The following is a 13,155-nucleotide window of genomic DNA, read 5'->3' on the forward strand; positions in this document are numbered from 1 at the left end:
GAAGTTGACGCTATTATTATGCGTTAGCAGGCGCAGCGGTAGTCGCCTGCCTGGTAGAACTGTTATACGATAGGCGTATGAACACATCACAATTTCCCGGCGTTGACCGTATAGAACTGATGCAGACCTTTGTGCGCATCGTGGAAGCTGGCAATCTGTCGGCCGCCGCTGCACGGCTGGGCACCAGTCAGCCCACCGTCAGCCGCCGCCTGCAAACCCTGGAGAAGCTGCTGGGCCTGAAGCTGGTGCAGCGTACCACCCATGTGATGAAGCTGACGGAGGACGGCCAGCGCTGCTATGCCCACGCCAGGACACTGCTGGAAAGCTGGCAGGGGATAGAGGACGACCTGCGCGGCGTCACCGAGGAGCCGCAGGGGGTGCTGAGGGTGCTGGCTCCGCACGCCTTCGGGCAGGATCAGATGATTGTGCCGTTGCAGCACTATTTACAGCGCTACCCCCGGATGACCGTGGAGTGGATGCTGAGTGACCGCCACCCGGAGTTTATTGCCGAGGGTATCGACTGCGCGGTGCACGTCGGCCCGGTCACCGAACCGTCGGTGGTAGCCCAGCTGGTGGCTGAAGTGCCGCGCATTGTCATTGGTTCCCCTGCGCTCCTGGCGACGGATGCGGTACCGCAGCATCCGCAACAGCTCCAGAGCCTGCCGTGGCTGGCCCTTAGCACCTTCTATCGTCACAGCGTCTCGCTGACGCACCTTCCTGGTGGAGAAAACCAGCGTTTTGATATCCAGCCGCGGCTGCTGACCGACAGCCTGTACGCACTGCGCAATGCGGTGCTGGCGGGGATGGGGGTGGGGATTGCGTCATCATGGGTAGTGCAGGAGGATATTGCGCGCGGAACGTTACTGCACCTTGCGCCGCAGTGGCAGGCCGCCGCACTGCCGGTGTATCTGGTCTATCCCCACGCCCGCTACTATCCTGCGCGTCTGCGGATGTTTCTGACCATGATGCGTGAGGCGATGCCGGTACTGACGGGGACGCAGCACCCGCTGCGTTGAATAAAAAAAGGCACTCCCGCAGAGAGAGTGCCTGCAATGAGCGGGGCTCAGAAGCTGTAGCTGATGCCCGCCTGCCAGGTGCGGTCACGGCCGATCCAGCAGTTCGTGGTGTCGTAGCAGGTGAAGGTTTCTTTATTGGTCAGGTTCTGCGCGCTGGCTTTCAGCGTCACCCCGGCCAGCTGCGGAGAGACCGCCGCCATATTGTAAGACACCGCCATATCCCACAGCGTGGTACCGCCCAGCTTGCCCTGATCGTTGGCCAGGGCAATTTCCATCGGGCCGACGTAGCGCGCCCCGGCACCAACAGTCAGGCCGCGCACTGCGCCGTTGTCGAAGGTGTAGTCCCCCCACAGATTAAAGCTGTTCTCCGCCACCTGGGTCGGGCGTTTCCCCTGGTACTTATCATCTTCGGTATTCAGCGCGTGCGTATAGGCGTAGTTGGCGATCAGGCTGATATTGTCGGTCGGACGGCTGATCACCGACAGCTCTGCCCCTTTTGACTCCACTTCACCGGTCTGGCGATAGTTCAGGAAGCTGAGATCGGAGGTGAGCACGTTTTTCTGCCGGATATTAAATACCGAGGCGGTCACCGTGGTGGCGTAGTCGGCCAGCAGGTATTTCACCCCGCCTTCCAGCTGACGGCTGGTGGTCGGTTTAGCGGAGGTCAGGTTGCCCGTGGGTGAAACCGGTTTGAAGCCTTCGGAGTAGCTGATAAACGGCGCAATGCCGTTATCAAAGGTGTAGAGCGCGCCGAGGCGTTTGGTCAGGCGGTGCTGCGCCACCCACTCTTTTTGATTATTACCGAGGTAGTCGGTGTTGGTGGATCGGTAGTCATCGTAGCGCAACCCGGCGATCAGGCTCAGATTGCCGTACTCCACCTGGTCCTGGAAGTAGTAGCCGGTCTGGTTGAAGCTCAGGCGGTTAAGCTGGGCGGTATACAGGCCCAGCGCCGACTCACTGACCTGGTTGTAGTCCGGATTGCTGAGATCAAAGCCCGGTGTGCGGGTGGCGTACTGATAGTTGAAGTGAGAATCCATCCGCTGATAGTCCACGCCCGCCAGCAGGTGATGTTGCCAGTCACCCAGATCCCACTGCTTCGTCACCTGGTTATCGATATTGAAGCTTTTCAGGTCTTCATCGGTGGTGTAGGCAAACCGATCCAGCTGGCTGTTACTGACGGCCGGATTGGTCAGACCCGAGGCATAAATACTGCGCTGGTGGGTATCAACGTCAAAGTAGCGCGCCTTCTGCGCCACGCCCCAGCCGTTATCGAACTGATGCTCAAAGCTGTAACCCAGCATCCACTGGCGCTGTTTAAAGCCGCTCCAGCGGTCGCCTGCATAAGTGCGGCGCGAAGCGTCTGACGAGGTCAGCGCGGCCAGCGGCAGAGGGTCAGACGGCGTCAGGCTGGGGATGTCCTGGTACTGCGCGTCGATCGTCAGGCGGGTTTTATCCGACGGCTGCCAGGTGAGTGACGGGGCCACCAGATAGTTTTCACTGTGAGTGGTGCGCGGCTGATCGTCCCCGGCGCTGGCTTTACCAATAAAGCGATAACTCCAGTCGCTGTCGGCAATCGCGCCGGTGCTGTCGATATAGCCTTCGCGCAGCTTGCGGTTGCCACTGTTAAACCCGACTTCGGTTTTCTGCTCTTTCTCCGGCTTTTTACTCTGAATATTCACCAGGCCACCCGGCGACCCGTTGCCGTACAGCACCGAGGCCGGGCCTTTCAAGATATCCACATGGTCGATCAGAATCGGATCGATACTGGCTTTGGTGTTACCCGTGACGTTATACGGCAGCTGTAAGCCGTCATAGAAGGTGTTATCCACCGTGAAACCGCGGATTTTATACTCGCTCATATACGAGGTGGCACCGCGGGTTTCGGTGGACACGCCGGGGGCATAGCGCAGAATTTCATTCAGCGAGCTGGCGTGACGCGCGGCAATCTCCTTGCTGCTGACGGTATTGATCACCTGAGGCGTTTTGCTTTCCGGCACCGCCGACTTGGTGGCGCTGTTGGTATAGGCGGGCAGGGCGGCGGCGCCAGAATCTGAGGCGCTGACCACCAGTGTTTTTTCATCGCTGGCTGCCGCGTGGGCAAAGGCGGTGCAGGTGCTGGCGATCAGCACGGCGAGCATGCAGGGCTTAGTGGTGAACATGGGTTTAGATGCCAATGAGAATGTGAAAGATAACGACAATTATTATCATTGGTTGTCACTATGCAATAACTTCCGACAAAAATTTCCCAATAATAAAAAACGCGCTGACCATGAGGCCAGCGCGTTAAGGGAAAAGGGCGTACCGGGCGGAGAGTTTACTGCAGATCGACCGTCAGTTCCGGGGCACCAAAGCCGATCACCGTGGCGTGGGACGCCGAAAAATAGTCACGCCAGAACGCTTCCAGCTGCTGCATAATTTTTCCTGAACGGTAGTTATTTTTCGCCTCGCTGTCGATCAGCCCGGCCCCCGCAATGTAGATCCTGCTGCCGGCAAAATCGGCCAGCAGATGCTGTTTGCTGACGCGCTGCATCTCTTTTTCCGGCACCAGCAGGCGGATCTGATTATTGCTGTAGAAGCTGCCGAAATCGCTGTTTTCCAGCATATCCGACACCAGCAGAACGGTTTTCGCCTGCGCCGGCTCTGCCTTCAGATCGTCACTGATTCGCTTCAGGCTGTCCATGATCTCGCTTTTAGCAATATTATCGCCCTGCTCCGCGAAGGCACCTGCCAGCTTTTTGCCAATCGTCTGCTCAAAAAACTGTTTCTGCTGTGTCAGGCAGCCATCCAGAGATTTCAGGCTGTCCATGCCGAGGCTGTTGCGCGCTTTCTGATCGGTGAACGGGCCTTCCAGCTTGCCGTCGAAGGTGCGCTTCATGTAGTTGTCCTGCAGCAGAGCAGAGAACTGATACAGGATGATGTGGTCGCCAGGCTGGGCGAAGCGCAGCACCTGCTGCCAGATCGACTTTTTCAGTTCGGTCGGCACTTTCACCGTCTGGTCGACAATAATCACCAGCTCGCGCCCGCTGGCGGGCGGACGTTCGGCGTCGAGCCTGGCGTAGCTGTAGCAGCTCGGAATATCGTTACGTTCGGCAGCGTACAGCGTCGTGCTCATGCCCAGCAGGATCAGCGCGATAAGGGCTTTCATGCCGTTCCTCCCTGACGTGCCTTATTCAGCAGGGCCTGCACCTGCTGGCGCTTTTGCAGCGCGGGGAGGGCTAATCCCTGATCGTCGGCAATCAGCTGCAGTTCATCGGCGCTGAACGAGGTGAGATCGCCCAGAGCATGAATGCGCTGCTTCTCCTCCGCGTCATCGGCCAGGGGGGCCGCCGGAGCCGGGGCCGTCACCGGCGCGGCAGCCGGTGCGATGGCGGCGGCTGCGACAGGCTCCGGGACGACCGCCGGGGCGACTGCAGTCGGCTGAGGCACAGGAACCGCCTGAGTCACGGCCACAGGCGGCGCTGCAGGGGCGGGCTGAGGCGCGGCATACTCCTGCATCTGGAGCTGCTGTTCGGCATCCAGCCGCGCTTTATCACGCACTTTGCCGCTGGCATAGTCCTGGAAGGTGGGCAGGGTATTCAGCGCTTCGCTCTGGCTGTTGGTGCGCTTCATCATCAGGCGATTTTGCAGCGAGGTCAGTTTCTCCTGGGCGTCGCGCTCTACGCGTTCGCGGCGCATCGCATGCCAGGTGGCAAACTCTTCTGAGCCGCTGAAGTTACCGATATATTTTGAGGCCGCTTTAGACTCAATGCCGGCAAAGGAGCGGAACAGGCCCACCAGAATACCGATCAGCTGAACGCCGACGAAAATCACCGACAGAATAATAAAGGTCAGCTTGGAGGCAAACACGCGGTTATCGCTGATCTCGTGCGCGGCCTGACGGTCGGCACGGGCATTGTCTTCTACAGCCGCCGCAGGCAGGTCAAACGGCGACCCGGAGGCCGCTGCCGTCTGCTGGCTGAATGGCGAGCCGTTCACGGCCTGCGTATCAATAGAGTCAATGGTGGCGGCACGAACAAAGTAAGCACCGACCGCAAAGAACAGGATCAGCGCCAGGGCAATGCCGGTAGCCCAGTACTGCGGCTTCACCTGGGCGTTGTGGGTCACGCGGTTCAGCATCTGCAGATAGTTCGGGTCGTTATCGTCCAGGCGCGTGGTTTCCAGCGAGATCTGCGTATTTTTGCTCAGGCCTTTGGCCGTCCCGCCGTGGCGCGCTTCGGCATACCAGTAGCGGATCTTTTTCAGCAGGGTGTTTTTATGCAGTTCAGAGCCCATCAGGTGGGTTGCCGGCACCAGCACCACACCGATCAGTACCGAAATCACGATGGCAGAAAACTCCGCCTGGTTGGCAGAAATATTGTTCGCGATAAACGGTGACAGTACTAAGGCAAAAATAAAGGCTTCCAGCAGGACGAGGGCCACGCTGACGCACCACAGAATAATGCCGGTCGGCTTACGGCCGCGCTCGTCGACTTTATTCAGGTAGTTGACGCAGCGCAGATAGAAGTCAGCGTCCAGGTTAGAGGTTTTGTAATACTGCCAGTACTTGGCGCAGATCGCCTCTTCTGCCGGGTACCAGGCCAGGCCCCCCGTGCCACGGCGACGCGGCTCATGGCTGCGCGACAGGCGGGTAATATAGCCAAACAGCGGCAGGCTGCTCATCAGGTTCAGGAAGAAATAGCTCACCTGATCCCACCAGCGGATGAAAATGATGATCAGCGCCATCAACCCGACCAGCGGCCAAAAAATATAACGATATAAAGAGATCGCTTCGGCAATACTTTGCAGAAATTCCATTAACTGTTCCTGAATTTAAAGGCCAACGGGGGCGTAAGACGCCTGGTATGGGCTGTGATGATTGCTGTAAAAGAGTTGTCCCTGCTGCGCTTTCTTCGATTCTTTCGGTACCAGAAGATCGATACAGGAGAGCGCCTGCTGTTGCGCATTTTGCAGATAAACGCGATACAGGATGCTGTCTTCCCCCTCCCACGCGTTGGCGACGGCGGCAAGCGGGGCATCGGCTTTGCGGTTATGCCGGGTCTGATAATCGCGGGTGATATACACCTTCGGATTTTCCGTGACCGTGGCGTTATCACTCAGTACCCGTACCGGAGAGAGGGTCACCAAATGACCGTTAACCAGCCCGGCCCATGCGCGGCCATTCATGCCCGGCAGGTATTTTTTCGTTTCGCTGGTCTCGACTGTGCGGCCGCTGGCCAGGTTTTTCGCCTGACCACCAATGCGGGCGTTATCGCTGTAACAGCTTTTCATCACGCCGCCCGCATGGGCTTCTGAAATCAGGCTAAAGCCACTGCTGCGGGGTTTCAGGCTGGCGGCCAGTGAAGCGGTACTGCTGCTGACCGGCTGGCCACCAAAGTCCACGATCGCCGCCGGGCCGGAGGTGCCGGGCCGTGAGGCGGTGGTCGCAGGTGCTGTTGCTCTGACACTCCCGGTGTCGGTGGCCGCCGGTGGCGTGCGGGGGGCGCTGCTGACGGCAGGGGCGGTTTTTGCCGGTCTGCTACGGGCAGGCGCGCGCGTACTGGCCGGTTTGGCGCTTTCGCTGGCAGTGCCGTAGCGCAGATAGGCGAGGTTGCTGCCTTCCTGTTCCAGACGCTGTTTTAACAGGGCTTCACTGGCCAGGGCGGCTATCTCTACGCGGCGGTTGGCAGCGCGACCCTCGCTGGTATCATTGTCTGCGACCGGACGTGAAGAGCCTGCGCCCTGGAAATAGAGGTTTTTACCGCTCAGGCCGGCCTGTTCCAGCACCCGGCCGACGTTCTGCGCCCGCTGTTCAGACAGGCGCTGGTTAAGCTGCGGATTACCGGTGGCATCGGTATGGCCTACTACCAGGATCACCCCTCCCTGATCGCCCTCTTTCATTGCAGCCGCCAGTTTTTTAACCTGACGCAGACCATCAGAGGAGAGCTGTGCGCTGTTGGTGTCGAACATGCCTTTGTCCTGCACCTGTGCCACCAGGCCGACGGCCTGTTTGCTGCTTTTCGCCTGCGCTTCCAGCGTCCGGGTCTGGATGGCGATATGCTCTTCCGCAGCAATTTTGGCCAGTGCTTTTTCACGATTCTGCCAGATATTCCCGGCCGCACAGCCAGCCACACCGCCAATTAATCCGCCAGCGAGGGCTTTTTTGGCATCACCGGTGAGCAGATAGGTTAACCCGCCCCCCAGCGCCGCGCCGCCAACGCAGCCGATCGCGGTACCGTAGTCCTGACCGGCCTGATGCATCGTGGCACAGCTGGACGTCAGCGTTACCACGGCCGCCACCAGGCTGATTTTCCTTAATGGATACTGTCTCATTTCACCCCGTTCTCCTGCCTGAGAATAAAAACTGTCCGCTTTTTCATTATGAAAGAACGTCTTTAATAAAAAGTGGATCTGATTTTCTTGTTGTCAGTGCTGATAATTCAGAAATTTGTCTTAAGTTAGTCTGTTATACGACCTGTGCCTTTATACAAACGAATAGCTGCCCGGATAAACGAAATTATCAGGAGAATGGCATAGGTATCGGGTAGTTAGGGAAATCTGTAAAAATCCTTCATGCCCTGACGATATTATTGTAAGAGGGTGATGAAGGCGGCAAATAGTAGAACATTTAAACTCAGGCGGTCAATAAGTCGGGCGGGTAAACCGGTGATCGTTGTTATTAACGCCGGCCTGGCTTCGGGTGTTATATTTCGCCTCTTCTTTTCATTTATTCAGGTTCAGGGAACGATGACCTCTTCTTACGCCCGTCTTCTTTTATGTTCACTGCTCTTCGCCGGCACAAGCCACGCGGATGTGTCAGTTCACTCGCCGACGGGGGGGACTCTGACATTTTCTCAGAAAACAGCGGGGGAACATTACGCCACTGCGATGTGGGGTAAAATGGTGTTCTCGAATCGTCATGGTCAGGCTGACCTTACGCAGCCTGACCGTATCTATGAGAGCACGTCGCCTGTGTCTCCCTCCGGGCGCTATCTGGTGGTCAACAGCCTTTCCGGCGGTGATCTGGTGCAGGAAGATGGTTCGGTAGCCTATACCGACCGGGCCTATTGCAGCGTGGTGGATATGCGCAACGGCTGTATTACCAGTGACTGGTCGGGTGAAGCCTGTGGTTACACCTGGGTCGGGAAGGAAGATCGTCTGGCAAGCTCTGCCAGGCCTGACGCCGAAACCTTCGACTTCCTGTCCCAGCGGCCTACTGTGAAAGCGGCAGCATCGGATTTCGCCCTGCTGGAAGCCAGTCGCGTAAGTAACCTTTTGCGCTGTGATGCCCCGGGGAAAGAAAATATCAATGACTATCAGCGGCTGGCTAACGCTAACCCGGCAGCGGCAGGAATGATTAACCGTTATCTGCTGCGGTATGTAACCCGTACTGAGACTACTGCAACGGTGAAATCGCGATCGGTTCTGTTCACGGAGGCGGAGGATCACAGTAAGACCCGGGGGTATCTGGTGTCAGGCGATCGCGTCAGGATCATCCAGCGTACATCTGGCGGGCAATGGGTGAATATAGGCTATGTGAATGCAAAAGGCTCCCCGCTGATTGCCTGGGTAAAAACCGAAACGCTCGACTTTTAGCGTGTTTATTCACCAAAAGATTCCTGTTAATTCCGGGAATTGCTGCCACCCCCTTTTTGCCCCCTGAACACTGTTTTTACAGGCTTTTTTCAGGCAGTTCGGGTGCCGCAAGGGATCGGCTGCGGGTGCGAAAATGTTGCTCTTTCTCCTCCCTGCTGTGCCTCTCATCAGATCACTTTGATGGGCGCTTCCCATAAGTTTTCTTTACTACTGTTTATAATAAGCCGTTACTTTAACGTTATTGCACTGACCCTGTGCCCCCGCCTGTCGCCATGAAACGTCTTTTTTTGTTAAATAAAATCGAAACAGTTAAATCATTTTATTCAGCAACTTAACTTAAATTACAAGAAAATTCCTATATAAATCAGCGCAAAAGATCCGATTTAAACGCTTGCTCCCTGTAAAAAGATTACTTTATAGTCACCTGTGCCCACACAAGGAACGTGTGTTTATCACGCTTTCCTTGCCCATTTTTTACAGGAAAAAATATGAGCAACTCTTATCAGAACGAGATTCCAAAAGCGCGCGTTAATATCCGGCTGGATCTGCACACCGGCGGGGCGCAGAAAAAAATGGAGCTGCCGTTAAAGCTGCTGGTTGCTGGCGATTTCAGCAACGGCCAGGAGCAGCGTGCGCTGTCCGAACGGGAAAAAGTCAACGTCAACAAAAACAACTTCGACAGCGTGCTGGCGGACTTCTCCCCGGCGCTCAACATCTCGGTTGAAAACACCCTGGCCGGCGACGGCAGCGAAGAGAGCGTCAGGCTCACCTTCCGCGACATGAAGGACTTCTCCCCGGAGCAGGTCGCCCGCCAGATCCCCCAGCTCAAAGCCATGCTGGCGATGCGTAACCTGCTGCGCGACCTGAAAGCCAACCTGCTGGATAACGTTACCTTCCGCAAAGAGCTGGAAACTATCCTGAAAAACCCCGCTCTGAGCGACGAACTGCGCAGCGAGCTGTCTGCCCTGGCGCCTGAAAAAGCCTGATCCCCCCCCTCACGGAATGATAGAGAGAAAATGCTGATGTCTGTGCAAAATGAAACCTCCTCCACCGGTGGTACCACCGTGCTGGATCGCCCCGCTGTGGGCGGTGTTTACGCCTCCCTGTTTGAAAAAATCAATCTCAGCCCGGTGACGCACCTCAGCGAACTGGATAGCTGGCAGGACAGCCAGGCGATGTCCGATGCCAGCGCCGGCGAGCGCGTCACCGCCGCAATGAAGGTGCTGGTGGAGTGCCTGAGCCAGTCGGGCACCCGGATTGAAAAACTGGATAAAACCCTGCTGGACCACCATATCGCCCGCCTGGACGGGCAGATCAGCCGCCAGCTCGATGCGGTGATGCACCACGAGGCGTTCCAGCAGGTGGAATCCCTGTGGCGCGGCCTGAAGTCGCTGGTGGACAAAACCGACTTCCGCCAGAACGTGAAAATCGAAGTGCTGGACCTGTCCAAGGACGATCTGCGCCAGGACTTCGAAGACGCGCCGGAAATTATTCAGAGCGGCCTCTACGCCCACACTTACATCGCCGAGTATGACACCCCGGGCGGCGAGCCGATTGGCGCGCTGATCTCGTCTTACGAGTTCGATGCCTCGGCCCAGGACGTGGCGCTGCTGCGCAACATCTCCAAAGTCGCTGCTTCCGCGCATATGCCGTTTATCGGCTCCGCCGGTCCGCAGTTCTTCCTGAAGGACAACATGGAAGACGTGGCGGCGATCAAAGATATCGGCAACTATTTCGACCGCGCCGAATACATCAAGTGGAAGTCATTCCGCGACACCGACGACTCGCGCTATATCGGGCTGGTGATGCCGCGCGTGCTCGGCCGCCTGCCGTACGGCCCGGACACCGTGCCGGTACGCAGCTTTAACTACGTGGAAGAGGTGAAAGGCCCGGAGCACGATAAGTACCTGTGGACTAATGCCTCGTTTGCCTTCGCCGCCAACATGGTGAAAAGCTTTATCAACAACGGCTGGTGCGTGCAGATCCGAGGCCCGCAGGCGGGCGGTGCAGTGCAGGATCTGCCGATCCATCTGTACGACCTCGGCACCGGCAACCAGGTGAAGATCCCGTCTGAAGTGATGATCCCGGAAACCCGCGAGTTTGAGTTCGCCAACCTCGGCTTTATCCCGCTGTCGTACTACAAAAACCGCGACTACTCGTGCTTCTTCTCCGCCAACTCGACGCAGAAGCCGGCGCTGTACGACACCGCCGACGCCACGGCGAACAGCCGCATCAATGCGCGCCTGCCGTACATCTTCCTGCTGTCGCGCATTGCGCACTACCTGAAGCTGATCCAGCGTGAAAACATCGGTACCACCAAGGATCGCCGCCTGCTGGAGCTGGAGCTGAACACCTGGGTGCGCGGGCTGGTGACGGAAATGACCGATCCGGGCGACGAGCTGCAGGCGTCGCACCCGCTGCGCGATGCGAAAGTGATCGTGGAGGATATCGAAGACAACCCGGGGTTCTTCCGCGTGAAGCTGTACGCCATTCCGCACTTCCAGGTGGAAGGGATGGACATCAATCTGTCTCTGGTTTCCCAGATGCCGAAAGCTAAAGCGTAAGGCGGGTTGTCAGGGATGAAAATCTATCGTCCGTTATGGAACGAGGGGGCGTTGCTGTCTCCTCAGCAGTTCCAGCAGCAGGCCCGCTGGGAGGCGCACGTCGCCGACATGGTCGCCCGGATGGGTATTTCTCATCCCTGGGGCGTGGTTGCGGCAGAGTTTGACGATGCCGCACTGGCGCTCTTGCGTCTGAACGCCACCCGTCTGGTGGTGCGCTTTCAGGACGGTACTCTTATTGATACCGACCTGGCGGACAGGCTTCCTCCGGTCTGTGATTTATCTGTTGCAGCGGGCAGTGAGCCTGTTGATGTGGTTGTCGCGCTGCCGCTGCTGAGCGCCAGTGGTGGCAACCTCGATAATGGGCAGGACAGTGAGCGCCCGCGTCGCTGGAAAGCTGAACGTGTGGTGGTGCAGGAACTGGCCGGGCATGAACGCGGGGAACTCGCGATTCTGCGTCATGCGCTGACCCTGCGTCTGTCCAGCCAGGAAAACACAGCATACCTGACCTGTCCGGTGGCCCGTCTGGTTCGTAATGCCCAGGGGCAGTGGAGCCGGGACCCGGCTTTCATCCCGCCGATGCTTTCTGTTGCTGCCAGCCCGTGGCTTGCCACCGAACTGGGTGACTTGCTGGTTCGTCTGCAGACCCGCCGACGTCGCCTGATGGCCATGCGTCGTGAGAGCAATGAGCGGATGGCAGATTTTGCCGTCGCGGATGTCTCCCTGTTCTGGCTGCTCAATGCCCTGAACAGCGCCGGGCCGGTGCTGACGGAGCTGCTGCAGACACCGGAGCGTCACCCGGAGCTGCTGTATCGCGAACTGACACGTCTGGCCGGCAGTCTGCTGACTTTCTCTCTTGAACACGACGCAGGGGATATTCCTGCTTATCAGCATGATGCACCGGAGCGGGTATTTCCGCCGTTGCTGGCACTGCTCGATAAGCTGCTGGAAGCGAGCCTGCCGTCACGGGTGGTGAGTATCCACCTGGAGCATCAGGATCAGATCTGGAAAGGTGCTCTGCACGATGCTCGCCTGCGCGAGGGGGCGGATTTCTACCTTTCCGTACGCTCCTCCATGCCGAACCATGAACTTCAGACAAAATTCCCGCAGCTGTGTAAAGCGGGCAGCTTTGATGATGTTTCGGATGTGGTGAATGTGGCTCTGAGCGGGATAGTTATCAAGCCGCTGACCCATGTGCCGGCCGCTATCCCGTTACGCCTCGAGAACCAGTATTTCTCGCTGGATCTGAGTAGTGAGGCGGCACGGGCGATGCTGGAAGCGGGAAGCTGCACCTTCTATACCCCGCGCTCACTGGGGGATGTGGATCTTGAACTCTTTGCGGTGCTGCGCACATGAATACATCAGAAATGAGTCAAATTGAGCGTATTTTCTACCCCGGCTGGTTGATGGTCAGCCAGCTGCGGGGCGGACAGGAGGTCCGTGACGGGGAAGGGCTCTACCGTCGGGCCTGTCGTCTGGTGCTGGAGGCGAAAGCCGCGCTGAAGGAGGCGGGCTACAGCGATATCAGCCGTGATCACATGGTCTATGCGCTGTGTGCCCTGCTTGATGAGAGCGTGCTGAACCGCGGATCCACAGATGACGGTTACCTGACCTGGCGGCGTGATCCGTTACAGGCGCACTTTTTTGGCACTCTGAATGCAGGTGAAGAGGTGTGGGAACGTATTCGCAACCTGCTGAAAGAAACGGCACCAGACATCGCGGTACTGACCTGCATGTACCGCACTTTGCAACTGGGCTTTGTTGGCCAATACCGGGCTGAAGACGATGAACGACGTGAAGATGTGGTGCGGGCGTTGGGTGAGCGGGTGCCAGCCTTTACGCTGGCGCAGGATGCCCCCATTGTTGCCCGGGCATCACGCCTGCGCAGCGGCCGTCGCGGGTACTGGCTGAGCTGGGTTGTGGCCGCTGTCGCCCTCGTCGCCCTCTGGTTCTTCCTTTCGTCTTCGCTTACCGAACGAGTAAGCCAGATCGTCAGGCCGGGGTAA

The 13,155-nt window shown here is 57.9% G+C and carries 10 protein-coding genes; 6 read left to right on the forward strand and 4 right to left on the reverse strand.

What is annotated here, in order from left to right; genetic code table 11:
* The first annotated feature begins 77 nt into the window (after positions 1 to 77).
* Complete coding sequence (locus IFU29_RS20670) at positions 78 to 1,016, forward strand: LysR family transcriptional regulator (protein WP_244633764.1); 939 nt, start codon at positions 78 to 80, stop codon at positions 1,014 to 1,016.
* 47 nt (positions 1,017 to 1,063) lie between these two features.
* On the opposite strand, the gene IFU29_RS20675 is transcribed toward IFU29_RS20670, so the two are convergent.
* From IFU29_RS20675 to IFU29_RS20690, 4 genes are all read right to left on the reverse strand, one after another.
* On the reverse strand, positions 1,064 to 3,154 hold the full coding sequence (locus IFU29_RS20675; protein WP_191935607.1) for a TonB-dependent siderophore receptor: 2,091 nt from the start codon (positions 3,152 to 3,154) through the stop codon (positions 1,064 to 1,066).
* Between the two features lie 176 nt (positions 3,155 to 3,330).
* Positions 3,331 to 4,161 (reverse strand): hypothetical protein, encoded by an 831-nt coding sequence (locus tag IFU29_RS20680; RefSeq protein ID WP_191935570.1) that lies wholly within the window; start codon positions 4,159 to 4,161, stop codon positions 3,331 to 3,333.
* A complete protein-coding gene (locus IFU29_RS20685) occupies positions 4,158 to 5,810 on the reverse strand; it encodes a hypothetical protein (protein ID WP_191935571.1) in 1,653 nt (550 codons plus the stop codon). Before IFU29_RS20685 ends, IFU29_RS20680 begins: the two co-directional genes overlap by 4 nt.
* Before the next feature lie 15 nt (positions 5,811 to 5,825).
* A complete protein-coding gene (locus tag IFU29_RS20690; RefSeq protein WP_191935572.1) occupies positions 5,826 to 7,325 on the reverse strand; it encodes an OmpA family protein in 1,500 nt (499 codons plus the stop codon).
* 567 nt (positions 7,326 to 7,892) lie between these two features.
* Between IFU29_RS20690 and IFU29_RS20695 the strand changes: the two genes are divergently transcribed.
* The 5 genes from IFU29_RS20695 to tssL all read left to right on the forward strand — a co-directional run bounded on the left by IFU29_RS20695 (position 7,893) and on the right by tssL (position 13,155).
* Positions 7,893 to 8,588: a hypothetical protein gene (locus IFU29_RS20695; RefSeq protein WP_191935573.1), complete on the forward strand. Its 696-nt coding sequence runs from the start codon at positions 7,893 to 7,895 to the stop codon at positions 8,586 to 8,588.
* Between the two features lie 488 nt (positions 8,589 to 9,076).
* On the forward strand, positions 9,077 to 9,574 hold the full coding sequence (tssB, locus tag IFU29_RS20700) for a type VI secretion system contractile sheath small subunit (protein WP_191935574.1): 498 nt from the start codon (positions 9,077 to 9,079) through the stop codon (positions 9,572 to 9,574).
* 30 nt (positions 9,575 to 9,604) lie between these two features.
* Positions 9,605 to 11,152: a type VI secretion system contractile sheath large subunit gene (tssC, locus tag IFU29_RS20705; RefSeq protein WP_191935575.1), complete on the forward strand. Its 1,548-nt coding sequence runs from the start codon at positions 9,605 to 9,607 to the stop codon at positions 11,150 to 11,152.
* A 15-nt stretch (positions 11,153 to 11,167) separates the two neighbouring features.
* The gene (gene tssK, locus IFU29_RS20710) at positions 11,168 to 12,505 is read left to right on the forward strand and encodes a type VI secretion system baseplate subunit TssK (RefSeq protein WP_191935576.1); all 1,338 of its coding nucleotides are present in this window, start codon (positions 11,168 to 11,170) and stop codon (positions 12,503 to 12,505) included.
* A complete protein-coding gene (gene tssL / locus IFU29_RS20715; protein ID WP_191935577.1) occupies positions 12,502 to 13,155 on the forward strand; it encodes a type VI secretion system protein TssL, short form in 654 nt (217 codons plus the stop codon). Before tssK ends, tssL begins: the two co-directional genes overlap by 4 nt.

The organism is Erwinia persicina, assembly GCF_014838825.1.
Lineage (GTDB): Bacteria > Pseudomonadota > Gammaproteobacteria > Enterobacterales > Enterobacteriaceae > Erwinia > Erwinia persicina_A.

Coding starts and splice junctions, on each gene's coding strand:
- IFU29_RS20670 (WP_244633764.1), top strand. CDS start 78: ATGAACACATCACAATTTCCCGGCGTTGACCGTATAGAACTGATGCAG.
- IFU29_RS20675 (WP_191935607.1), bottom strand. CDS start 3,154: ATGCTCGCCGTGCTGATCGCCAGCACCTGCACCGCCTTTGCCCACGCG.
- IFU29_RS20680 (WP_191935570.1), bottom strand. CDS start 4,161: ATGAAAGCCCTTATCGCGCTGATCCTGCTGGGCATGAGCACGACGCTG.
- IFU29_RS20685 (WP_191935571.1), bottom strand. CDS start 5,810: ATGGAATTTCTGCAAAGTATTGCCGAAGCGATCTCTTTATATCGTTAT.
- IFU29_RS20690 (WP_191935572.1), bottom strand. CDS start 7,325: ATGAGACAGTATCCATTAAGGAAAATCAGCCTGGTGGCGGCCGTGGTA.
- IFU29_RS20695 (WP_191935573.1), top strand. CDS start 7,893: ATGGTGTTCTCGAATCGTCATGGTCAGGCTGACCTTACGCAGCCTGAC.
- tssB (WP_191935574.1), top strand. CDS start 9,077: ATGAGCAACTCTTATCAGAACGAGATTCCAAAAGCGCGCGTTAATATC.
- tssC (WP_191935575.1), top strand. CDS start 9,605: ATGCTGATGTCTGTGCAAAATGAAACCTCCTCCACCGGTGGTACCACC.
- tssK (WP_191935576.1), top strand. CDS start 11,168: ATGAAAATCTATCGTCCGTTATGGAACGAGGGGGCGTTGCTGTCTCCT.
- tssL (WP_191935577.1), top strand. CDS start 12,502: ATGAATACATCAGAAATGAGTCAAATTGAGCGTATTTTCTACCCCGGC.